The sequence below is a fragment of the Arthrobacter oryzae genome, assembly GCF_030812315.1.
GTDB classification, from domain to species: Bacteria; Actinomycetota; Actinomycetes; order Actinomycetales; family Micrococcaceae; genus Arthrobacter; species Arthrobacter oryzae_B.
In genome coordinates this window covers 195,219-217,922 of the sequence record NZ_JAUSSM010000007.1, presented here as the reverse complement: position 1 = coordinate 217,922, position 22,704 = coordinate 195,219, and the positions used below count along the sequence as shown (strand labels likewise).

Sequence of the window (22,704 nt, the reverse complement as noted above, 5' to 3'; positions counted from 1 at the left end):
AAACCTCCGAAAGATCGCGCACTGTCCATACGACGGCAATGATTGAAGCAATCCTACATCCCCCTTCAATTATTGAACATTGTCTTAATTTGTGATCCGGATCAATCTCTTATCAGGGCCCTTGAAGGAACCGAGGCATGAGGAGATGTGGAAGAACAATGAAGATCGAAGCGGAGTGGATGCGCGGAGGCACCAGCAAATGCTGGGTGTTCGACGCCGCACATCTGAATGACAGCACGAGCCTGGACTCATTGCTGCCCCGAGTGTTCGGTAGCCCCGACTCGCGGCAGATCGACGGCGTGGGCGGGGCAACATCGACCACCAGCAAGGCAATGATCCTGCACCGGCCAGCCGAGGAGGACGTCGACGTCGATTTCACCTTTGCACAGGTGGGCATAGAAGAAGCCGCGGTGGACTGGGGCAGCAACTGCGGGAACTGCTCGGCGGTAGTGGGCCTGTACGCCATCGAAAAGGGATGGGTGGTCCCCAGCGGGGACGTCACCCGGATCGTCACCCGCAACACCAATACGGGCCAGATCATCGTCCAGCGCGTGGCCACCCCCGCCGGCGCCCTGCCCATCGTTCCCGATGCACAGATGCCCGGCGTGCCATTCCCTGGCTACCGCGTGGGGCTCGGATTCCAGGACCCGGCCGGCAAGACCACCGGGGCTTTGCTTCCCAGCGGTGCAACGACAGACACCATCACCGCCGGAGGAACCCGCTGGACAGTTTCCATGGTCGACGCCGGAGCGCCTGTGGTGATCGTCCGGGCCGAAGACCTTGGCCTGGATGCCGGCCGGTACGACAGCTGGCTGCCCGGTGTGGAACTGCAGCTTGAGACGTTGGAACAGATCCGACGGCAGGCGGCAGTGCGCATGGGACTGGCAGCCACAACCGCGGCGGCGGCGCGCGCGATACCCAAGCTCGCCATTGCCTCCGCCCCGGGACCCGCGGACACCGGCTGCAACCTCAACGTCATGATGCTCTCAATGGGCCGGCCGCACCCGGCACTGGCTATCACCGGCAGCATCGCCCTGACGCTGGCAGCCCGGACACCGGGCACCGTGCTGCATGCCATTACCGGCCACAGTCTGGGAGCCACCCTGAAACTGCGGACCCCGGCGGGGGTCATCGAGACCTGGACCGAGGAACAGGACGGAACCCTGCTCGTCGGCGTCGACCGTACGGCCCGGACCCTGGCCACCACCATCATCCATCTCCCCGAGGCCCTCGGCAGCGCCGCCGAGACCCACCTCGCGGTAGCCACTCAATGAGGAGAACCACCATGACTAAGACTGCGCAACGCACCACCGGCACTGTGGAAGAGACTCAGGACCAACATTCCGGGCGTCCTGCCCGCCGCCGCCGTATCCTGCTGATGGCGGTGGTCGGTATCACCCTCCTTGGTTTGGTCGCCCTTGTTCTGGCGGGAGGCGTCTTCAACCAGGCGCCCACCGCGGAACCGGAGCCGACCATGACCGCTGTCCAGATCATTCCGCTCATCATCCTCGTGGTGATGTTCGTCGTCGCCACCAAGTGGCCCCTGAACATCGGCGTGATGGGGCTGGTGGCGTCCTTCGGCGTCGGCTATTTCATGCTGGGCATGACGGACAAGGAGATCCTTGCGGATTTCCCGGCCAACATCGTCATCACCATCATTGGTGTCACTTATTTCTTCAGCATGGCGCAGCGGAACGGCACGATCGACATCATCGTCCAGACCTGTGTGCGCCTCGTCAGGGGCAAAACCCTCCTGCTGCCCTGGGTGTTTTTCCTGATGGCCGCAGCCCTCACAGCCTTGGGCACCTTCTCCCCCGCCGCAGTGGCCCTGCTGGCACCGGCTGCCATTGGCCTGGCTTACGAGTCCCGCATTCACCCGGTACTGATGGGCGCCTTCATCATCAACGGTGCCCACGCGGGCGGGTTCTCTCCTCTGTCCGTCGCCGGTGTGCTGGTGCACGATATTGCGGTCAAGAACGGCTTCCCCATTTCCCAGGGCACGCTGTTCACCGCCAGCTTCGCGATCAACCTGATCCTCTCGGTCCTGACGGTGGTCCTCTTCGCCCTGCTGGGCAAGTTGCGTGATGGCGAGAGCGGCCAGCTTGCCGACTTCGACTCGCCCACCATCGGCCGCCCGCACGGCCAGCAGATCCTGACGCTGGCGCTGATTGCCGCCATGCTCGTCTGCGCGCTTGGCTTCCACATGCCGATCGGCTTCGTTGCCCTCTCCGCCGGTCTTCTCCTGGCGTTTGTCAACATCAAGGAACACCGCACCTTCATTGGCGGCGTTTCCTGGTCCACCGTCCTGCTGGTCGCCGGCATGATCACCTACGTCTCCCTCCTCCAGCATGTGGGCGTCATCGACACCCTCGCCGAGCAGGCACTGGCACTCGGCGCTCCCCTTCTGGTGGCGCTGGTTCTCTGCTACGTCATCGGCGTCGGCTCGGCTTTCGCGTCTTCGACGGCGCTGCTCACCGCGTTCATCCCACTGGCGGGTCCGCTGCTGGCCACCAGTTCGCTGAGTGCGTCCGGGACGGTTGCGGCACTGGCCATCGCCGCCACCGTTGTGGATGTCTCGCCCTTCTCCACGGACGGCGCCCTGGTGGTTGCCAACGCCCGGGAGGACGACCGTCAGCGCGTCTACAAGCAGCTGATGATGTACGCGGGCGGCGTGGTGCTGGCGGCTCCGGCACTGGCCTGGGCGCTGCTGGTACCCACCGGCATCATGTGAGTTCTCCGGCCGCGGCTGGCTGAACCCCGCGGCCCAAAGACTGCCGGCAGATGCCGGCGGGCGTACGGGAGCCGCTCCCTGCACTCCATCGCAACAGGTAGCCCGAAAGACGGGCGCAGGAGCGTGCACCCCACACGTCGACGGCAGGACCCGGCAAGGGTCCTGCCGTTTGGCATACATTAAAAGACGTGATTTCCATTGACCGGGATGACCCCGCACGCCAAGACGTCCATCAGCTCCTGAGCGAACACCTGGCGGACATGTTCGCCACCTCCCCCGCCGAAAGCGTCCACGCGCTGGACCACTCGGCCCTGTCCGCGCCGTCCATCACGTTTTGGACGGCCCGCGAGGCCGGCAGCCTGCTGGGGTGCGGCGCCCTCAAGGTCCTGGATTCCCCGCCCGGGTCCCCCGGACACGGCGAGATCAAATCCATGCGCACCACGGCAAAGGCTCGGGGGCGGGGCGTGGCCACGCTGATGCTCCGGCACATCCTGGACGACGCCCGCGACCGCAGTCTTGAGCGCGTCTACCTAGAGACCGGCACCGAGGACTACTTTGCTCCGGCGCGGCGCCTGTATGCCCGCAACGGTTTCACCGAGTGCCCGCCTTTCGCCGATTACGTCCCGGATCACAACAGCGTTTTTATGGAACTCCGCCTCTAAGGAAGGGCCCCGGCATGAGCACCCGCGACACTCCCGCAGGTGATCCCGCCGGCATTTCCGGAACTTCCCGGTTCTAAAAATCCGGCGGCTGCCTGTGTCCAGACGTCCGGGATTGCCAGGACAACGCCGTCACCGGATGACATTGATCGCCGCAGTCGTAGGCTACTGAGTAGGCCGGACGCCGAAAGACCGGCCCCAGGTCCCGAAGGGAACGACGAGAGTGGACAGTAGTGCTGGTTATTGGTTCCTGAGTAGCACTGAGTGGGGCAATGTGGCCACCGACGTGCACGCGGGCAACGCGGGATCGCCGTCCTGGTCGGAGGGCAACCTCGTGCGGCCCCTGATTCACGGTGCCACCTACTTCGCCCGGCTGCATGAGGAGCTGTCGGCCCTCCATGCGGGAGACCGTGTGTGGTTCACCGACTGGCGTGGCGATGGCGACGAGCGGCTTACGGCGGACGGGCCGACGATCGGCGAGTTGCTGGCGCGGTTAGCCCGGGCGGGAGTGGAAGTGCGCGGCCTGGTCTGGAGGTCCCACGGAGAGCGCGTGTCTGCCCCCATGAGTAACTGGTCCAACGAGCTCCTCAGCCGCCAGATCAACGACGCCGGCGGCGAGGTGCTGTTGGATCAGCGGGTGCGCCTCTTCGGCTGCCATCACCAGAAACTGTTCGTCATCCGCAATCGTAATGACCCTTCGCGGGACGTCGCGTTCGTTGGCGGGATCGACCTTTCCCACAGCCGCCGGGACGACGCCGATCACGCGGGAGACCCGCAGGCGGTAGACATGGATCCCCGGTACGGGAAACAACCTCCGTGGCACGATGCCGCCCTCGAACTGCGCGGACCGGTTGTGGCTGATGTGCTGGAGCTGTTCGCGGAAAGGTGGAATGACCCCCATCCCCTGGACCGGCGCACACCGTACCGGATGCTCCTGCAACGCCTGGCCGATATGCCCCGGCATCCCGAGCCCCTGCCGGAGACTGCGCCGCCACCGCCACCGGCTGGCCCTCACGCAGTCCAACTGCTGCGCACCTACGGTGTGAAGCATCCGCCGTTCCCGTTCGCACCCGGTGGTGAGCGGAGCATTGCCCGGGCCTACACCAAGGCTTTCGCCCTGGCCCGCTCGCTGATCTACATCGAGGACCAGTACCTGTGGTCGGCAGAGGTCGCCGCCGGAATCGCGGCTGCCCTCGAGCAGAACCCCGGGTTGAATGTGATCGCCGTGGTGCCACGCTACCCGGACTCCGACGGTCCTCTTGGCGGGCCACCCAAGCGGCTCGGGCAACTGCGCGCCATCGAGACCATAAGGCGCGCTGCACCCGACAGATTCGGCGTGTTCAATCTGGAGAACACCTCCGGGACTCCGATCTATATCCACGCCAAGGTCTGCATCATCGACGACGCCTGGTTCACGTGCGGGTCGGACAACTTCAACCGGCGGTCCTGGACCACGGACAGCGAGCTCACCTGCGCGGTCATCGACACCACGGCCGGTCCGGGGGCTTCCCGACTGCTGCCTCACAGCCTCCGGCTCCAACTCTGGGCCGAGCATCTGGGCCTGGACCAGAGTGACCCCCGGCTTCAGGACCCGGCGGCCGGGCTCAAACTGTGGGATGCTGCCGCCGACGCCCTGGACCAGTGGCACGAGTCCGGCAGCCGCCCGCCCCGCCCCAAGGGACACGTGCGGCACCACAGCACAAAACCGGTGACACGCCTTCAGCGTCTCTGGGCGGATCCGGCAAACCGCCTTCTCGTGGACCCGGACGGCCGTCCCCGGAAGATCCGCGGCACAACCCGGTTCTAGGAGGGCAAATCCCCTGCTGGAACGGACGACGGCGGGACGCCCCGCCGTCGTCCGTTTTGGTCATCCGGCGCCCCCGAAAGTGCACTCGCTACGGGTTAGGCAATAGTCTGGCCAGATGGGGACGAGTGCCGTGAACGCCGGCGAACAGATGGACAGGCAGTCCCGCATTCTCGAGGCGGCGCTGGATCTGCTGTCGCGCCATGGGATTTCGGGTGTGAGCATGCGGGCCGTGGCCCGCGAAGCCGGCGTCGCGCTCGGCCTGGTGAACTACTACTACGACGACAAGACGAGCCTGATACGGGCAGCCCTGCGCCGGGTCGATGAGCACGACCTCCTGCTGGTGGCGCCCGACCCGTCGTCCGGCCCGGAGGAGCAGCTGCGCAAGGCCCTGCGGCGAGTGGCAGCCGCTGACCTGCTGACCACCCGCTACCTGTCACTGCGCCTGCACCTTTGGGCCCTTGCCCAGGCGGACGAGGGCTATGCGCAGATCAACGCCGAGGCCTTCGACCGCTATCTCGACGGCCTCGCCGCGCTGGTTTCCAACGCCCAGCCCGCTCTTTCCTGGGAGGCGTGCCGGGGGCGGGCGGCGGACATTGTCGTCATCCAAAACGGCATGTGGCTGACGGCACTTCTCGGCATTGACGAGGCCTCCATCCAGCGAAGCATCGCCCGCACGGAGCAAATCGCCTTCGCACCGCTTCAGGACCATACCGCCCAGGACCAGGGGCTGCACCAGCCGTAAACCACCGGCTCCGGACAGGTTAAGCACCCTTCGTAGCATTGAACGACCGTTCAAGAAAAGTATTGAACACTCGTTCAATGTCCGCTACTGTCCTTCGTATGACTTACGCCACACCCCTTCGGGACGTCCCCCAAACCAAAAATACTGAGACAGCATCCACCCTGTTCATCAACGGTGCCTGGGAGCCAGCCGCTTCCGGCGCTGTGCGCGCAATCCGCAACCCCGCCGACGGCGAGTTGGTGGCCACAGTGTCCGAGGCCGGCCGGGAGGACGCCGAACGCGCCATCGCCGCGGCCCGTTCCGCCTTCGACTCCGGCGTCTGGTCCTCCGTCCCGGCACCCGAGCGCGGCACCTTCCTGCTCAGGGTCGCCGCCGGACTGCGCGAACGCCGGGAAAAGTTCGCCCGTGCCGAGTCGCTGGACACAGGCAAGCGCATGGTCGAAAGCCGCATCGACATGGACGACATTGCCGCCTGCTTTGAGTACTTCGGCAGGCTCGCCGGGCAGCAGGCGGGCCGCATCGTCGACGCCGGGAACCCCGCCGTCGTCAGCAAAATCGTCTACGAACCCGTGGGCGTCTGCGGCCTGATCACCCCATGGAACTACCCCCTGCTCCAGGCAGCATGGAAGATCGCGCCGGCACTCGCCGCCGGCTGCACCTTCGTCCTCAAGCCCTCCGAGCTGACCCCGTCCACAACCATCCTGGCCATGCAACTGCTGCAGGACCTCGGCCTGCCGGACGGCGTCGCCAACCTCGTGACCGGAGCCGGCGCGGAGGCGGGCGCACCGCTCTCGGAACACCCCGCCGTCGACCTCGTCTCCTTCACGGGCGGGCTGGAAACCGGCAAGCGCATCGCGGCGGCCGCCGCCGGCACCGTCAAGAAGGTGGCCCTGGAGCTTGGCGGCAAGAACCCCAACGTGGTGTTCGCGGACGCGGACTTCGACGCCGCCGTCGACAATGCCCTGAACGGCGCGTTCGTCCACTCCGGGCAGGTCTGCTCCGGCGGGGCGCGGCTGGTGGTGGAGGACTCGATCGCCGAACGCTTCGTGGACGAGCTGGTCCGCCGTGCCCGGGACATCCGGCTGGGCGGCCCCTTTGACGACGCCGCCGAAACCGGGCCGCTGATTTCCGCGGCACACCGCGACAAAGTCCACGCCTATGTCCAGCGCGGAATCCAGGAGGGTGCGCGGCTGCGGACCGGCGGTGCGGCGCCGCAAGGAGAAAAGTACGACGGCGGTTTTTACTACCAGCCCACCGTCCTGGACCGCGTCCAGAGGGGAATGTCGGTGGTCGTGGACGAGGCGTTCGGCCCGGTGGTGACGGTGGAAACCTTCCGCACCGAGGACGAAGCGGTGGCCACCGCCAACGACACCATTTACGGCCTGGCCGGGGCGGTCTGGACCCAGGATGCCGGCAAGGCGCAGCGCGTGGCATCCCGGCTGCGGCACGGCACCATCTGGATCAACGACTACCACCCCTACCTCCCCCAGGCCGAGTGGGGCGGCTTCGGCCAGTCCGGCGTCGGCCGCGAGCTGGGCCCCACGGGCCTGGCCGAATACCAGGAAGCCAAGCACATCTACCAGAACACCAGCCCTCAGGTAACCGGCTGGTTTGCTGACCACGGCAAGGAGAACTAGATGCACGTCGACAACATCGAGAACCTCACCGAGCGCGGGTTCGATTACGTCGTCATCGGCGGCGGATCCGCGGGTGCCGCCGTCGCCGCCCGGCTGAGCGAGGATCCGGACGTGACCGTGGCCCTCGTGGAGGCCGGCCCGGATGACCGCAACCTGCCCGAAATCCTGCAGCTGGACCGCTGGATGGAGCTGCTCGAATCCGGCTACGACTGGGACTACCCGGTGGAACCGCAGGAAAACGGCAACTCCTTCATGCGCCACGCCCGTGCCAAGGTGATGGGCGGCTGCTCGAGCCACAATTCCTGCATCGCCTTCTGGGCACCCCGCGAGGACCTGGACGAGTGGGAGTCCAAGTACGGTGCCACCGGCTGGAACGCCGACGCCGCCTGGCCCCTGTACCAGCGGCTGGAAACCAATGAGGACGCCGGGCCGGACGCGCCGCACCACGGCGACTCCGGCCCCGTGCACCTGATGAACGTGCCCCCGGTGGATCCTGCCGGCGTCGCGCTCCTGGACGCCTGCGAACAGACGGGCATTCCACGCGCGAAGTTCAACACCGGCACCACCGTGATCAACGGCGCCAACTTCTTCCAGATCAACCGCCGTGCGGACGGCACCCGGGCCTCCAGCTCGGTCTCCTACATCCACCCCATCATCGACCGCGAAAACTTCACCCTGCTCACAGGCCTCCGCGCCCGCCAGTTGGTGTTCGACGCCAACAAGCGCTGCACCGGCGTGGACGTGGTGGATTCCGCATTCGGCCGGACCCACCGGCTCTCGGCGCACCGCGAGGTCATCCTGTCCACCGGCGCCATCGACTCGCCGAAGCTGCTCATGCTCTCCGGCATCGGCCCCGCCGCGCACCTCGCTCAGCACGGCATCGAGGTCCTGGTGGACTCCCCCGGCGTCGGCGAGCATCTGCAGGACCACCCCGAAGGCGTGGTCCAGTTCGAGGCCAAGCAGCCGATGGTGCAGTCTTCGACGCAGTGGTGGGAGATCGGCATCTTCACCCCCACCGAGGACGGCCTGGACCGCCCGGACCTGATGATGCACTACGGTTCCGTCCCGTTCGACATGAACACCCTGCGGTACGGCTACCCCACCACCGAGAACGGCTTCAGCCTCACCCCGAACGTCACCCACGCCCGCTCCCGCGGCACCGTCCGGCTGCGCAGCCGGGACTTCCGCGACAAGCCCATGGTGGATCCGCGCTATTTCACGGATCCCGAAGGCCACGACATGCGGGTCATGGTGGCCGGCATCCGCAAGGCCCGCGAAATCGCCGCGCAGCCCGCCATGGCCGAATGGACCGGCCGCGAGCTCTCGCCCGGCATCGAGGCGCAGACCGACGAGGAACTGCAGGACTACATCCGCAAGACGCACAACACCGTTTACCACCCTGTCGGCACCGTCCGCCTGGGGCCAGCGGACGACGACATGTCACCGCTGGATCCCCAGCTGCGGGTCAAGGGCGTCACCGGCCTCCGCGTCGCCGACGCGTCCGTCATGCCTGAGCACGTCACCGTCAACCCCAACATCACCGTCATGATGATCGGCGAGCGGTGCGCCGATTTGATCCGGGCGGACCTCATCCGCGCCAGCCACACCGGCGGCGCCGTAAGGAAAGAGGAGGAGCTCAGCCCGTCCTTCGCCTGAGAGGCAAGTTTCCGGGGGCTATTGATTTCACCCGCGTCCAATGGCGGCCGCGGGGTGCATCGTCGTACTTTTCTGACTTAGGAGTTCACGTTTTGGAACCCAGCAAGAGTATTGATTCAAGCGGCATGGATGAATTCGGCTACACCCAGACCCTGGACCGGAGCATCGGTAAGTTTGCCAGCTTCGCCGCAGGCGTCAGCTACATTTCCATCCTCACCGGCGTCTTCCAACTGTTCTACTTCGGTTTTTCCATGGCCGGCCCGGCGTACGCCTGGTCCTGGCCCATCGTCTTCGTCGGCCAGCTGATGGTGGCGCTCTGTTTCGCCGAGCTGGCCGGCCGCTACCCTGTGGCGGGATCTGTCTACAACTGGGCCAAGCGGCTCGCGTCGGGCACCTCGTCCTGGCTCGCGGGCTGGCTACTGCTGCTCTCCTCCATCATGGCGCTCGGATCCGTGGCACTGGCCCTGCAGCTCACCCTGCCGCAGCTCTGGTCCGGCTTCCAGTTCGTCGGTGACGGCACCGGCCCCTACGACTTCGCCATGAACGGCGTGGTGCTGGCCACCATCATGATCACCATCTCCACGCTCATCAACGCGTTCGGTGTGAAGCTGATGACCAGGATCAACAGCATCGGCGTCTTCGTGGAGCTGACCGCGGCCGTCCTGCTGATCCTCGCGCTGGGCTGGCATGTGGTGCGGGGCCCGGAGGTCTTCTTCGACACCGCCGGCTTCGGCGAAGGGCACGACCTCGGCTTCTTCGGCGTCTTCCTGATCGGCGCCATGGCGTCCGGCTACGTCATGTACGGCTTCGACACGGCCAGCTCGCTCGGGGAGGAAACGAAGGACCCCAAGCGCACGGCTCCCAAGGCGATCCTGCGCGCCGTCACGGCCTCGTTCCTGCTGGGCGGGCTGATCCTGCTCTTCGGCATCCTGGCAGCACCGGACCTGACCGACCCGCAGGTGGGAGCTGCCGACGGCGGCCTCCAGTACATCGTGCTCTCGGTCCTCGGCGGGCCTTTCGGCAAGGCGTTCCTGGCATGCATCGTGGTGGCCGTCGTGGTGTGCACCCTGGCTGTCCACGCCGCCGCCATCCGCATGATGTTCGCCATGGCCCGGGACAACAACCTGCCGTTCAGCCGGCAGCTCAGCAAGGTGGACCCGGTCCGCCGGACCCCCAAGATCGCGGCGATCGTGATCGGTGTCATGGCCGTGATCCCGCTGTTGGTCAACGTCATGCAGCCGGCCATCTTCACCATCCTGTCCAGCATCAGCATCGTCCTGATCTACCTGTCCTACCTCCTGGTCACGGGTCCCCTGCTGCGCAAGCGGCTCCAGAAACAGTGGCCGCTGTCGGATGATGGCACCGAGCCGGGCTTCTGCCTGGGCAAATGGGGACTTCCCGTGAACATCCTGGCGGTCCTGTGGGGCGGGGCCATGACGGTGAACCTGGTCTGGCCCCGCCCGGAGATCTACAACTCGGTACCGCCGTTCGAGTGGTACCTGCAGTGGGGCGGCGTGATCTTTGTGGCCGCCGTGATCATTGGCGGAACCCTGCTCTACCGCCTGAAGATCCGCCACCAGACCGGGGTGCTGGCCGAGCACGCCGCGGCAGTCGCAGCACATCCGTCATCAGGCACCGCGCCGTACGACGCAGCGCAGTACGAAACAGCGCAGCACGAAGCCCCGGAGGATGCGCTGGCAGTCAAGGTGGCGGCGTCGGAAGCTTCGTAACGTCGGAAGCTTAGCAACACCCCCGGAAGGGTCGACGACGGAGCCCGCCTGAGCGCCGTCGTCGGCCCTTTTGGGTTGGCGGCGGACAGCCTTCTACCTGACCCATTCGGCGTCGCCGTAGGGGCGGCCGCGGAAGTGCGCGCGGAGGTACTCCCCCACAACGGCGGCCCCCAGATCCCCGACGTCGGGCGCCACAACCCGGCCGTTGACCCGGCGGGCCATCCGCTGGATGAACCGCTCCAAACCGGAGTGATCGCCGAGTCTGAAGAACGTGACCTGAGTGCCGCCACGCCCCAGCCGGTCCAGCTCGGCCACGGTAATCCGGATGGTCTCCGGGTCCGGCGGGTAGTCGAACCACGTCCCGCCGTCCGGCAGCAGGTGCGCGGTTGGTTCGCCGTCGGTCACCACCAGGAGGACGGGCTGCATCGAGGGGTGTTTGCGGAAGAACCGGCCGGCCAGCAGTAACCCGTGGTGCAGATTGGTTCCCTTGTCCCTGAAGGCCGGCAAGGCGGTGAGCTCGCCGATGTCCATGGTCTGCGCGTACCGGCCGAACGTGATCAGCTGCAGCCGGTCGCCGCGGAAGCGCGTTGAAATGAGGTGGTGCAGGGCGAGCGCTGTGCGTTTCATGGGCACCCAGCGTCCCTGGGCGGCCATCGAGAAGGACACGTCCACGAGCAGGACCACGGCGGCCTGCGTGCGCGCCTCTGTTTCCGCTACCTCGATATCGTCCGCGGCGAGGCGCAGACCGTTGCCAGGGTCGCCGCCGTCGGCAATGGTCCGGCGGATCGCGTTGGTGATGGTTCGCGTGACGTCCCACGGCTCGGCGTCCCCGAACTCCCACGGCCGGCTGGAACCGGTCTGCTCCCCGGCCGCCCCGGCAACGCGCGTGTCCCGGCGCCCCTGCCGGCTGGAGAGTTGCTTGGCGGTGTCCCGCAGCAGTGCCCTCCCAAGCCGCCGCATGGCCTGCGGTGACAAGCTGAGGTCCCCGTCCGCCCCGCGGCGGAGGTACCCGCCGTCGTGCATTGCCCGCTCTATCTCCGCGAGGGTGCGTGCCGTCACGGCGGCATCCTGTCCCAGCTGGCGGGCCAGCGCGTCGAGGTCCAGGTCGTCCAGGCTCGAGCCGTTGTAGGACTGGGAGAGCTGCTCGGACAGCTCATCCAGCTCGGCGAGGTCCTGCAGCACGCCGGTGCCGTCGCCGAGTCCGAGCCCCTCCTCCCCCTCGAAGCGCTCGGAACCGCTCCAGTCCTCGCCGGGGCGCAGGGCACGCAGGTTGTCGTCGAGTTGGCCGAGCTGGGCCATGAGTTGTGGCGAGCCGAACGCCTGTGCGGACAGGCTCATGAGCTCCTCCCGCTGCTCCCGGGACATGGACTGCAGCATCCGCTGGGCTGCTGCTGCGCGCTGGGCCAGGGCGTCGATCAGTTCCTCGACGGATTGTGGATTTTCGGGAAAGAACTGGCCGTGCTTGGCCATAAAGTTCTGGAAGTCCGCCTCGGTGTCCTCGCCGCGCCGGTGTTTGTCGAGCAGCCCGTTGAGGTCCTGCAGCATCTCGTTGACGGCCGCGCGGTCCTCATCGGTGGCGTTCTCGAGTGCCTGCTTCATGCCGGCGAACCGCTGGTCCAGGACCTCGCGGCCCAGCAGGTCCTTGATCCGCTCGTAGGCTTCCAGCGCGGTGCTCGACTGCCAGTCATAGGAGGCCAGTTCGTTGACCGCCGCCGCCGTGGACCGGGGCAGGTTCTGCAGCTGCATCTCCCGGAAGGCACGGTCGGTGTTGTCCATCATGGCGTCGCGGGCCAGCTGTTTGCGCTCCTCCAGCACCGCGGTGTCCAGCAGTTTCCGGACTTCGTTGAGGGTGCCGTCCAGCTTGTGCCTGCCCAGGAGGTCCTTGCGCCGCTGCTGGACACGGCCGGCGAGGTCGTCGAGACCCTGCCGGTTACGGCCGCCGCGCCGCAGGAACTCCTGCAGGGCGTGCCGGGGCGAGTAGCCGGCCATGACGTCCTCCGCCACGGCGTCGAGTGCCTCCGCCAGGTCCACCGGCGGGGCGAGCGGATCGGGCCCTCCCCTGTACCGGCTGTACCTGGACCGGTTATGAAGGCTCATGCCCCCTCCTGTCCTGCGCCGTGGAACTGCCTAGCCGTAGCTTTCAGCCGTAAATCGTCGCCTCGTCATCGGACTCCTTGGCGATCCGCCGCGCGAGGTAGAGGCCTTCCAAAGCCAGTTCGACGGCGGCGGCGCGCTGCCCGTCGTTCGTCGCACCCAGGCGCTCACTGATTTCGTCGTAGAGGCCGGAGCCGTTGAGGTTCGGGAGGTTCTGCAGGAACTCCCGTGCGGTGACCAGTTCCCCCGTGGTCACCGTGGTGTGGCCGTCGAGTGCGGCTACCAGTGCCCCCATGTCGATGCCGTGGAAGTGCGCCCGCACGGCTTCCGCGGTGGCCATGCGCAGGAGATGGTCCAGGATCTCCTGTTCACGCCCTTCCTCACCGGATTCGAACTCAATCTTGCCGCCAAGGACTTCCACCGCGGCTTCCAGGTCGATGATCCGGGCCACGGCCTCGTCCTCGCCGCGCACACTGGCACGGCGCAGGGCTGCTGCGGCCACGGTTTCGGCACCGGCAATGGCGAACCGCGCGGAAACCCCGGAGGTCTGGTTGATCGCCGGGGACTGCCGCAGCGCCCGGGTGTACCGGGCCAGGATCTCGAGGATGACGGGCGGGACGCCGGCCACCAGCTGCCCCTCCTGTTGGATGACGGCCACCTCGTCGTCGAGCTCTATCGGGTAGTGCGTGCGGATCTCGGCGCCGAAGCGGTCCCGCAGCGGCGTGATGATCCGGCCGCGGTTCGTGTAGTCCTCCGGGTTGGCGGACGCGACGACGAGGACGTCCAGCGGCAGCCGCAGCACGTAGCCGCGGATCTGGATGTCGCGTTCCTCCATCACGTTGAGCATCGAAACCTGAATGCGCTCGGCGAGGTCCGGCAGCTCGTTGATGGCGATGATTCCGCGGTTGGAGCGCGGGACCAGGCCGTAGTGGATGGTTTCCGGGTCGCCGAGCCGGCGGCCTTCGGCCACCCGCATCGGATCGATGTCGCCGATCAGGTCGGCGACGGAGGTGTCCGGCGTCGCGAGCTTTTCCACGTACCGTTCGGAGCGGTGGCGCCACGCCACCCGCAGCCGGTCCCCCTCGGTGAGGACGCGGGCACGGGATTGCTCCGTGATGGGTTCGTACGGGTGTTCGTTGAGTTCCGAGTCCTCGATCACCGGCGACCACTCGTCCAGCAGCCCGGCCAGGGTGCGCAGCAGCCGGGTCTTGCCCTGCCCCCGTTCGCCGAGCAGGACGACGTCGTGGCCGGCGAGCAGTGCCCGCTCGAGCTGGGGCAGGACGGTCCGGCTGAAGCCGTACATTCCGGGCCAGGGATCGCGGCCGGCGGCGAGCGCGGCGAGCAGGTTGTCGCGGATTTCGCGGCGCAGGTCTTTGTGCACGTGGCCGGAGGCACGCAGTTCACCAACAGTGAAGATATCGGGGCGATCACTCACTCCTCTACGGTAGACCTCGCGTCATCCCATGGCACCCCCTACCCTGAATCTTGATGACTGCAGCAACGTCTGGACCTTCAAAGGAGCAGGGCACCCTGCTCCTTTTGGTGCGCCATGGGGAAACGCCGACGACGGGCAGGGTGCTGCCGGGGCGAACCCCGGGGCTGCATCTGTCCGACGGCGGCCGTGCCCAGGCTGAACGGGTCGCGGAGCGCCTCGCGGATCTGCCGGTCGACGCGGTCTATTCCTCGCCACTGGAGCGCGCCTGCGAGACGGCGGAGCCGACCGCGGCCCGAACAGGAAGGGACGTGAAGCACGACGACGGCCTGCTCGAATGCGATTTCGGCGACTGGACCGGGGCTGCCCTGGCGGACGTTGCCGCCTTGCCGGAGTGGCAGACCGTCCAGCAAAGCCCCTCGACCTTCCGTTTCCCGAATGGCGAGAGCTTCACGGAAATGCAGGCGCGGATTGTCGAAACGCTGGAGGCGCTGTGCAGAGCCCACGGCGGCGGCGTCGTGGTGTGTTTCTCCCATGCCGATCCCATCAAGGCCGCCGTGGCCCACGCCCTGGGCACGCCCCTGGACCTCTTCCAGCGGATCGTCATCAGCCCCGGTTCGGTGTCGGCCATCTCGTTCGTGGACGGTCAGGCGCCGGCCGTGCTCATGGTGAATTCGACGTCGGACCCGCTGAGCGGGCTGAGGGCGTGACGTGGGCCAGACGGTGAATCGGGGCAGACGGTGTCCGGCCGGGAGCTGACGCTGCTCACCGAGGGCAGCGTCGAACTGATCGGGCGCATCCCGCGCAGCAGTAACGAGACGTTCCTGGTCCAGGTGTCACACGCGGACGGCTCAGCGTACGCCGTCTACAAGCCCGAGGCCGGGGAAGCGCCGCTGTCCGATTTCGAACCCGGCCTGTACCGGCGGGAACGCGCAGCCTACCTGCTGAGCGAGTCGCTGGGGTGGGGTCTGGTGCCGCCGACGGTGGTCCGCGAGGAGGCGCCGCTGGGGGTCGGTTCGCTGCAGTGGTTCATCGAGTGCGACTTCCAGGAGCATTACTTCACCTTGTTCACCGATGCACCGGAGACTCATCGAGAGCTGGCGCGCATCGCCCTGTTCGACTACGTCAGCAACAACACGGACCGTAAGAGCGGGCACGTGCTGCGCGGCGATGACGGCCGGGTGTGGGGCATCGACCACGGGCTGTGTTTCTCGGCCAGCTTCAAACTGCGCACGGTGATCTGGGACTTTGCCGGTGACCCCATCCCGGATGCCCTGCTCGAGGACATCGCCCCGCTCGCGGAGGCGGTGCCTCCCGACGTCGTTGATCTCCTCGACGTTGCAGAGGTCACCGCCCTGCGGCGCCGGGTGAAACGCCTGTTGCGCGATGGGGTGCTGCCAGTTGACCGCACCGGCATGCGTTACCCGTGGCCGCTCGTTTAGGTCTTGCTAACCGTCCAGGCGCACACCGCGGAGCAGCACCAGCGTCCCGCCCACCACTACTGCGGACGCCAGGAAAACTCCTCCTGCGCCAAGCCCGGCCGCCACCACGCCGATGGCGCTGGGCAACACCACCTGGCCTACCCTGTTGCCGGCCAGCCGCAGGGCCAGCGCCCTGCCGCGCTGCCCCGCCGGAGCCTGTGCTGAAAGCCAGGACATGGTGAGGGGCTGGCCGATGCCTAGCCCCAAGCCCAGTACAGCCATGACCACAAACAAAAGCCATACCGGCATGGGAAGTGCGGCCGCGCAAAGTGCTGCTGTGGACAACGCAAGGCTGAACACCAACAACCGCATGCGCCCCAGCTTCCGGGACATCTGCCCCAGGCCGAGCCGGGAAACCATGGAGAATACCGCGCGGGTGGTGAGCATCAGGCCCACCGTTGCAGCTGTAAGCCCGCGCTCGGCGCCGAGCGCGGGGAGGTAGACCATCGTCAGGTCCACCACGGCCAGGACGGTGGCACTGGTGGCCAAAGCCCGTGCGACGCCGGGTGTCTTCAGCAGCGAAGCAACGCCGCCTTTGCCGCCGTCGCTGTCCCCAACAATCGCTTTTCTTTTGCTGCCACTGACTTTGGCCGAGACGCCGAATGTGGTCACGAATAGCACCAGGCTCATGCAGGCGGAGAGCAGGAAGATCGCCTGGGTCTCGGGACGGACCGAGGCGCCTCCGACCAGGGAAATCGCCAACGGCCCCAGGGCCTGCCCCAGCGATGCCGCGAATGTCAGGTAGCCGAAGGCGGAGTCCATCCTGGATGAGGCAGCGTTGTTGGCCACCACGGCCTGCTGCCCCACCACGCAGGCCAGTTGGCCGGCACCGAGGAACGCGGTTCCGATCACCAGGGTCACGATCGAGGAACCCCCCAGCAGCAGGAAGACAGAACAGGCAAGAACGACGGCGGACCCTATCGCCATCAGCCGGCGCTCACCGAGGCGGTCCACCAGTCCGCCCGTGGGGACGGCGAGCAACAGGGGAAAGACGGCGTAGCTGGCGGCGAGGAGGCCCAGTGCGAAACCGGGAACGTCCAGCTCGAGCGCCCGGTAGGTGGCGGCCGGACGGACCAGGAACGTTACCGCCTGTATCAGGGCGGAATGCGTGAGGAGGGCCGCGGCCGAGCCGCGTCCGAGTTCACCAATCATGAGGTGAGGAGGCTGCTGCCCGTGATGGCACGCACCGCCGCGTCCCGGGCTCCCATGACGTGGTCGAAGGCGAGTTTGGCGGCTTTTTCGGGCTTGCCGGCGGCCACCGCATCCACCAGGATCCGGTGCTGGGCCAGGGCCTGGTCCCGCCGTTCCTGCGTGCTGTTGGTGAAGTGCCGGTAGCGCTCCATCTGGCTGGAGATCTGGTCATGGAACCGCCGGGCCCACGAATTCCCCGCAATCTCGGCGATCTTTGTGTGCAGGGCCATGCCCTGTTTCATGGCCTCATCGGCAAACTGCACCAGGGCAGCGTTGCGCTCAAGAATTCCGTTGAGCGCTTCGACGTCGGCCGCCGTCGCCTTCAGGCACGCCTGACGCGCCATGAGCGATTCCATCGCCGCGCGCACCTCATACAGCTCGGAAATCACTGCCTCGTCCAGGACCGGTACCAGCACGCCCCCGGTGGGTTGCTGTTCCAGCAGGCTCTCCGAAATGAGCCGCCTGATGGCCTCCCGCAGCGGCGTGCGGCTGACCCGCAGCGCCTCAGCCATTGCCGGCTCGTAGATGCGCGCCCCGGGCTTCAGCTCAAGGCTGAGGATCTGCCGCTTCAGCTCCGCGTAGACAACGTGTGCCCCGGTATTCCGGGACGGTGAATCTGCCATGTGGTGACCTCCACTCACCATCATACTTGTATACATCTATACAAGTATGATCGTCCCAATGGCAGGGAGTTCACGTAGTGGGACTTCGCGTTGTGGAGACGTGACGTCACACAACGCGAAGGCATCCGGATCCGGACAAGCACGTCCTACCCTTGACAAGTGACTTTGACTAAGATCCGCACCGCCGCCGCGAGCTCCCTCGCCGCCGCCGGTCTCCTGTTTACCCTCGCCGCCTGTTCCACGCCGGCCGCCACCCAGCCAACTACCTCTGCCCCGGCGTCTACGGCAACGGCGTCATCCAGCGCCGTCTCCGAGCCCTGCGCCGGTGTCAGGGTCATCGTGGATTCGGGATCCCTGAAACAGGAGGCCGCTGATACGTCCGTCTGCGTACCCGTGGACGCACCGACGCTCGCATCCAAGGTGCTCGACGAGGCCAAGGTGAAAACCGTAGGCACTACCCAGTACCCCACCGAACTCGTGTGCCGTGTGAACGGTGTGCCTGCCGCAGACCTCGAAATCACGCACAAGGGCGGCACGTATAAGGAAGAATGCAGCGGCATGCCCGCCGCCTTCGCCTACTGGGCTCTCTGGGTCAAGCCGGCCTCCGGTGACTGGGGATACGCGCAGGAAGGCCTCGCCACCCTGCAGGTGAGCCCGGGCGAAAGCCTCGAACTGCTTTACACGGTCGACGGCGCACCGGCCGCACCCGCGGCATGACCTTTCGGCCCGCGCCGCTACGCGCAGCGGCGGCTCTCGCCGTCATCTTCGTCGCGGCGCGGGTCATTTACCGCGTCCTTTTCAACGGGGCCGGCATTGGTGAGCCGGTCCTGTTCAATCTGCCGGCGGTGCGGCTGCCTGCCCCGTACGCGCATGTGGTCTTCCTGGGTCCGGTCACGGGGCAAGGCTTGTGGGAGGCGGTCCTGTCCGCCCTGCCGATTGCCGGGATGTTCCTCGCTTTCGGCCTGCTCAACGCCTGGGTGGATGTGGCCCGCGGCTTCGTGCATCTGGCCCGCGGTGGCCCCCTGCAGGGCCTGGCCCGGACCCTTGTGGTGGCGTGGGCGGCACTCCCGGCGCTCGCCGACGCCGTGACCTCCGTACGCCTGGCGTTTCGATTGCGGGGCGAACGCTTCGGAGCCCGCGCCCTTGTGCCCGTGCTCGAACGGACACTTGAGCACGCGGGCCGGGTTGCCGCAGCCCTGGAGCTGCGCGGCTTCGGGAGCCGGGCAGCACACCAACCCGGCCAAGGCATCGAAGCACCGGTCCTCATCCGGGACGCAGAATTCCGCATCGGTGACGCCCAGGTACGCGTCGCCGGGTTCTCGCCGTCGAGCGGATCCGTAACAGTCATTACCGGGCCGACGGGCTCCGGCAAGTCCACCATCCTGCGGGGTATCGCCGGCCTCCTCTCACACGTTGACGGGGGAGAAATTTCCGGCACCGTGCGCGTCGCCGGAACGGAGCGTGCCACCACGCCGCCGCGCGATACCGCCCGCCGCATCGGCGTCGTACTGCAGAATCCCCGCGCCGCCTTCGCATCCACCCGGGTCCGGGACGAAATCTCCCTCGCACTTGAGCTGCGCGGAATGCCATCCGGGACTGCCAAGGCCCGGGTGCTGGAGGTCGCCGAGCATATCGGTGTGTCGGCGCTGCTGGACCGGAAAGTCAGCACCCTCTCGGCGGGCGAGGCAACGCTCGTGGCCATCGCCGCCGCGGTGGTGGATTATCCGGCCCTGCTCCTGGTCGATGAACCCCTGGCCGACCTTGATACCGCAGCCCGCGCACGCGTCATAGGCGTGCTCAACGCCCTCGCCCGCGATGCCCGTGTCTGTGTCATCGTGGCGGAGCACCGCGCGGCGCCGCTCGTGCCGGTTGCCGACTCGTGGTGGACCATCGACGACGGCGCCCTGGTGCCGGGTGCTGCGCCGTCGGCGTCTTCGGCCCCTGCCGATGCCCGGCCGGCGCCGGCACAGCCAGCGGAGCACATGCCCGTCCTGACTGCGACAAATCTCGCGGTGCACCGCAAGGGCACGCCGCTGGTGCATGACGCATCCCTGACCCTGCACCGCGGTGAAGTGGTGGCTTTGGTGGGGCCGAACGGGGCCGGAAAGTCGTCCCTCCTCGTGGCGCTCGCGCTGGGTGTAGGAACGGGCGACGGCGGAACGGTCGACGGCGGCCGCGTCGCCCTCGTCCCGGACGCCTCGGACGACCTCTTCACCAGGGATACCGTCGCTGCAGAGCTCCGCGCGGCCGATCGGCGCCGGGCGCGCGCTAAGCGACAGGCCCGCGCCGGGCGTCATCAGGACCTGAGCAGTGACCAGCTTCCTCCAAGGCCCGCGGAGTCACACTTGGCCCGTTTGCAGGGAGACGTTCGGATTCCCATTGGAGACGAGCATCCCCGGGACCTCTCTGCAGGAGAGCGCAGGATCCTTGCCATCGCGCTGCAGACCATGGACGACCCCCAGGTACTCCTGATCGATGAGCCCACCCGCGGACTGGATCCTCCGGCACGCACAGCAGTCTCGGCGGCGCTACGGGCAGCGGCAGACGCAGGGACCGCCGTCCTGATCGCCACGCACGACCTCGAGTTCGCCCACAGCCTCGGCGCCCGGATCCTTCCGATGCGTGACGGCGTCGTGCCCTCCGTGGCGGCCGACGCACCGGAACCGGCCCTCGCGCTTTCCCGGCACGGAAATGCCGGACCCCGGCCACGGGTCATCGACGAACAAACAGACACTCAGGCCGCGGCAAGAGCGCACCGCATCCGGATGCCGCGGGGCGTCGATCTCGCAATTCTCGCAGCTGCAAACCTTCTGGCCCTCGGCGCATTCTGCTGGCCGCTGCTCGCCGCAGCCCTCCCGGAGGATGCCGCCGCGGCCCTCCCCTACGCGGCGCTGGCTATTGCGCCGCTCGCCGCCGTCGCCGTCGTCGTGTCCATGGACGGTTCGGTGCGCTCTGCGCACACGGTGGCGTTGCTCGGCGTCCTGGCTGCCGTCGGTTCGGCGGTGCGGGTGGCCAGTACCGGCGTCGGGGGCGTGGAGGCAGTCTTTATCCTGCTGATCCTGGCCGGGCGGGCCTTCGGTGCGCGGTTCGGCATGCTCCTCGGCGCCGCCACCATCGCGCTCTCCAGCGCTTTGTGGGGTGGCATCGGGCCGTGGACGCCGTTCCAGATCTTCGCCTGCGCGTGGGTGGGCGCGGGGGCCGGCCTGCTCCCCCGGCGGGTGCGGGGCAAGGCCGAACTGTGGATGCTGGGCGGCTACGGCGTCTTGGCGTCCTATGTGTTCGGCCTTCTGACCAACCTGTGGTTCTGGCCCTTCGCGGTGGGTGCCGGCACGGGCATCTCCTATGTGCCTGGCGCGCCGCTGGGCACCAACCTCAGCAGCTTCCTGCTCTACTCGCTGGTGACGTCGACGGCGGGCTGGGACACCCTGCGTGGCATCACCACGGTCATCGGAATCGCTGTGGTGGGGCGGGCCATTCTCGCCGCACTCCGGCGGGTGAAGCCGGTCTCCGGCCTGGACAGGCAAGCCGGGCAGGCTCGATCCGCCCATGCCAGGGACCGGCTTCAGCTCACACCTTGAAGTACTTGGCCTCCGGCCTGACTTGGTTCACGTGATCTTGACGCGGACTGATGCTCCGAGGAACATCAGAAGGGCCGGTGCAGCTGGCCGTCTCTCAGAAGTCCAGATGGGGACCGGCCTGCCGAAGGGCCATGAAAATGCAGACAGCTTTCAACAGTCTGATCTCGATCCGCTTTGCGATCGTCGCCACTGTAGCGATCTTCTTGTCCGCAATCGGAGGTTGCACGGCCGCGCCGGATCCGCCTGACCGGCAGCCCCCCGCAGAACAAGCCCCGACAGCGCCGGCATTCGCCTCCATTCTGGAGAAGTACACGGAGGATGTGGTTGCTCTCGGAGCCCCGTCGGTCCACATCCAGATGAATTCGCGGCTGGGGGAATGGTCCAAAGCGGTCGGCGTCCGAAGCCTTGAGAACCAGGAGCCGGCGCAGTTGACGGACCAGGTCCATATCGGCGACGTCACCATGTCCATGGTGGCAGTTTCGGTCCTTAAGCTGGTCGATGAAGGTAAGGTCCGGCTGGACGATCCGATTACTCAGCATCTGCCTGAGCTCGGCGATCTCATCAACGCCCCCGGTGCCGTGAGCGTGCGCAGCCTGCTGAACCATCGGTCTGGAATGCCCAGTTATTGGGAAATCCTGCTGAAGTCCACACCGATGCGCGAGGTTCTGGCCAAACGTATGTCCTATGAGGAGCGCTTGGCGGTCGCGGCGACCGTCCCGTGGGGAACACGGGCGGACACACCCGCCGGACAGCCAGTTGGCGAGTTCAGCTACTCGAATTCGAATTATGCCGTCTTGGGCCTCTTGGTAGAGCGGCTGCGCGGCCGGGGCATCGGAGATGTCCTCGCTCACGATGTTGCAGAACCACTGGGGTTGCAGGCCACCCTCATGACAGGCGCAGAATCTGCTCCACAGACGATGGCCCATGGATACGTACTTCTGGGAGGCGAACGTGTTGACACAACACTCCCCGCACACGACATCGGTAACGCTGACAGCGGAGTGATTTCTACCGTCGCAGACCTCAACACTTTTACGGCCGGACTTGTGCAAGGGAAATTAGTGAAGGCCGAAACCGTAAAAGAAATGCACTCCTCAAAGTACGGGGATTATGGCTTGGGCCTGACGCTTTTCAAGGATGCCTGCTCCGATAACAACTATCTGGGCCATGTGGGGGACGTTCCGGGATACGGGACCGTTGCCCTGACCAGCGCCGACGGCTCCCGGCAAGTAGCGATGGCGGTGGCGCTACCGCCCGGCTCGCCACGCGAAGAGTTCGATCCGCGTGTGAATCAGATGGTAGACGTAGCCCTCGAAACGCTCAACACGGCTTGCTGACAGGCT

17 protein-coding genes are annotated in these 22,704 nt (G+C 66.8%); 13 read left to right on the top strand and 4 right to left on the bottom strand.

All coding sequences use genetic code 11. The features are described from left to right. Positions 1-158: 158 nt before the first annotated feature. The 8 genes from J2S97_RS15460 to J2S97_RS15425 all read left to right on the top strand — a co-directional run bounded on the left by J2S97_RS15460 (position 159) and on the right by J2S97_RS15425 (position 10,962). Positions 159-1,274: a PrpF domain-containing protein gene (locus tag J2S97_RS15460; protein WP_307050830.1), complete on the top strand. Its 1,116-nt coding sequence runs from the start codon at positions 159-161 to the stop codon at positions 1,272-1,274. Between the two features lie 11 nt (positions 1,275-1,285). Beyond that, positions 1,286-2,731: an SLC13 family permease gene (locus J2S97_RS15455; protein ID WP_307050829.1), complete on the top strand. Its 1,446-nt coding sequence runs from the start codon at positions 1,286-1,288 to the stop codon at positions 2,729-2,731. Between the two features lie 188 nt (positions 2,732-2,919). Next, complete coding sequence (locus tag J2S97_RS15450) at positions 2,920-3,393, top strand: GNAT family N-acetyltransferase (protein ID WP_307050828.1); 474 nt, start codon at positions 2,920-2,922, stop codon at positions 3,391-3,393. A 271-nt stretch (positions 3,394-3,664) separates the two neighbouring features. Beyond that, positions 3,665-5,197 carry a phospholipase D family protein gene (locus J2S97_RS15445; protein WP_307050827.1) on the top strand — a complete coding sequence of 511 codons (1,533 nt, stop codon included), beginning with the start codon at positions 3,665-3,667 and terminating at the stop codon, positions 5,195-5,197. Positions 5,198-5,312: 115 nt separating this feature from the next. After that, positions 5,313-5,939: a TetR/AcrR family transcriptional regulator gene (locus J2S97_RS15440; RefSeq protein WP_307050826.1), complete on the top strand. Its 627-nt coding sequence runs from the start codon at positions 5,313-5,315 to the stop codon at positions 5,937-5,939. Positions 5,940-6,037: 98 nt separating this feature from the next. Continuing rightward, a complete protein-coding gene (locus tag J2S97_RS15435) occupies positions 6,038-7,576 on the top strand; it encodes an aldehyde dehydrogenase family protein (RefSeq protein ID WP_307050825.1) in 1,539 nt (512 codons plus the stop codon). After that, entirely contained in the window at positions 7,577-9,232 is a 1,656-nt protein-coding gene (locus J2S97_RS15430; RefSeq protein WP_307050824.1) for a GMC family oxidoreductase, read from the top strand. Between the two features lie 125 nt (positions 9,233-9,357). After that, positions 9,358-10,962 (top strand): APC family permease, encoded by a 1,605-nt coding sequence (locus tag J2S97_RS15425; protein WP_307050927.1) that lies wholly within the window; start codon positions 9,358-9,360, stop codon positions 10,960-10,962. A 93-nt stretch (positions 10,963-11,055) separates the two neighbouring features. On the opposite strand, the gene J2S97_RS15420 is transcribed toward J2S97_RS15425, so the two are convergent. Then, a complete protein-coding gene (locus J2S97_RS15420) occupies positions 11,056-13,059 on the bottom strand; it encodes a vWA domain-containing protein (protein ID WP_307050823.1) in 2,004 nt (667 codons plus the stop codon). A 43-nt stretch (positions 13,060-13,102) separates the two neighbouring features. After that, on the bottom strand, positions 13,103-14,491 hold the full coding sequence (locus tag J2S97_RS15415; RefSeq protein ID WP_307050822.1) for a sigma 54-interacting transcriptional regulator: 1,389 nt from the start codon (positions 14,489-14,491) through the stop codon (positions 13,103-13,105). A gap of 53 nt (positions 14,492-14,544) precedes the next feature. On the opposite strand from J2S97_RS15415, the gene J2S97_RS15410 reads away from it, so the two are divergent. After that, positions 14,545-15,198: an MSMEG_4193 family putative phosphomutase gene (locus tag J2S97_RS15410; protein ID WP_307050821.1), complete on the top strand. Its 654-nt coding sequence runs from the start codon at positions 14,545-14,547 to the stop codon at positions 15,196-15,198. A 30-nt stretch (positions 15,199-15,228) separates the two neighbouring features. Continuing rightward, positions 15,229-15,930, top strand: coding sequence for an SCO1664 family protein (locus tag J2S97_RS15405; RefSeq protein WP_307050820.1), 702 nt, complete (start codon positions 15,229-15,231; stop codon positions 15,928-15,930). A 6-nt stretch (positions 15,931-15,936) separates the two neighbouring features. Here J2S97_RS15405 and J2S97_RS15400 read toward each other — a convergent pair whose 3' ends face one another. Together J2S97_RS15400 and J2S97_RS15395 are read right to left on the bottom strand one after the other, a co-directional pair. After that, positions 15,937-17,121: an MFS transporter gene (locus tag J2S97_RS15400; RefSeq protein ID WP_307050819.1), complete on the bottom strand. Its 1,185-nt coding sequence runs from the start codon at positions 17,119-17,121 to the stop codon at positions 15,937-15,939. Then, entirely contained in the window at positions 17,118-17,783 is a 666-nt protein-coding gene (locus tag J2S97_RS15395; RefSeq protein ID WP_307050818.1) for a GntR family transcriptional regulator, read from the bottom strand. The genes J2S97_RS15400 and J2S97_RS15395 overlap by 4 nt, the downstream gene beginning before the upstream one ends. A gap of 159 nt (positions 17,784-17,942) precedes the next feature. Here J2S97_RS15395 and J2S97_RS15390 point away from each other — a divergent pair, with 159 nt between their 5' ends. The 3 genes from J2S97_RS15390 (at position 17,943) to J2S97_RS15380 (ending at position 22,698) form a co-directional block, all read left to right on the top strand. Then, a complete protein-coding gene (locus J2S97_RS15390) occupies positions 17,943-18,500 on the top strand; it encodes a hypothetical protein (protein WP_307050817.1) in 558 nt (185 codons plus the stop codon). Next, positions 18,497-21,361, top strand: a complete 2,865-nt coding sequence (locus J2S97_RS15385; RefSeq protein ID WP_307050816.1) for an ATP-binding cassette domain-containing protein — start codon at positions 18,497-18,499, stop codon at positions 21,359-21,361. Before J2S97_RS15390 ends, J2S97_RS15385 begins: the two co-directional genes overlap by 4 nt. Positions 21,362-21,498: 137 nt before the next feature. Then, the gene (locus J2S97_RS15380) at positions 21,499-22,698 is read left to right on the top strand and encodes a serine hydrolase domain-containing protein (RefSeq protein WP_307050815.1); all 1,200 of its coding nucleotides are present in this window, start codon (positions 21,499-21,501) and stop codon (positions 22,696-22,698) included. Positions 22,699-22,704 lie beyond the last annotated feature (6 nt).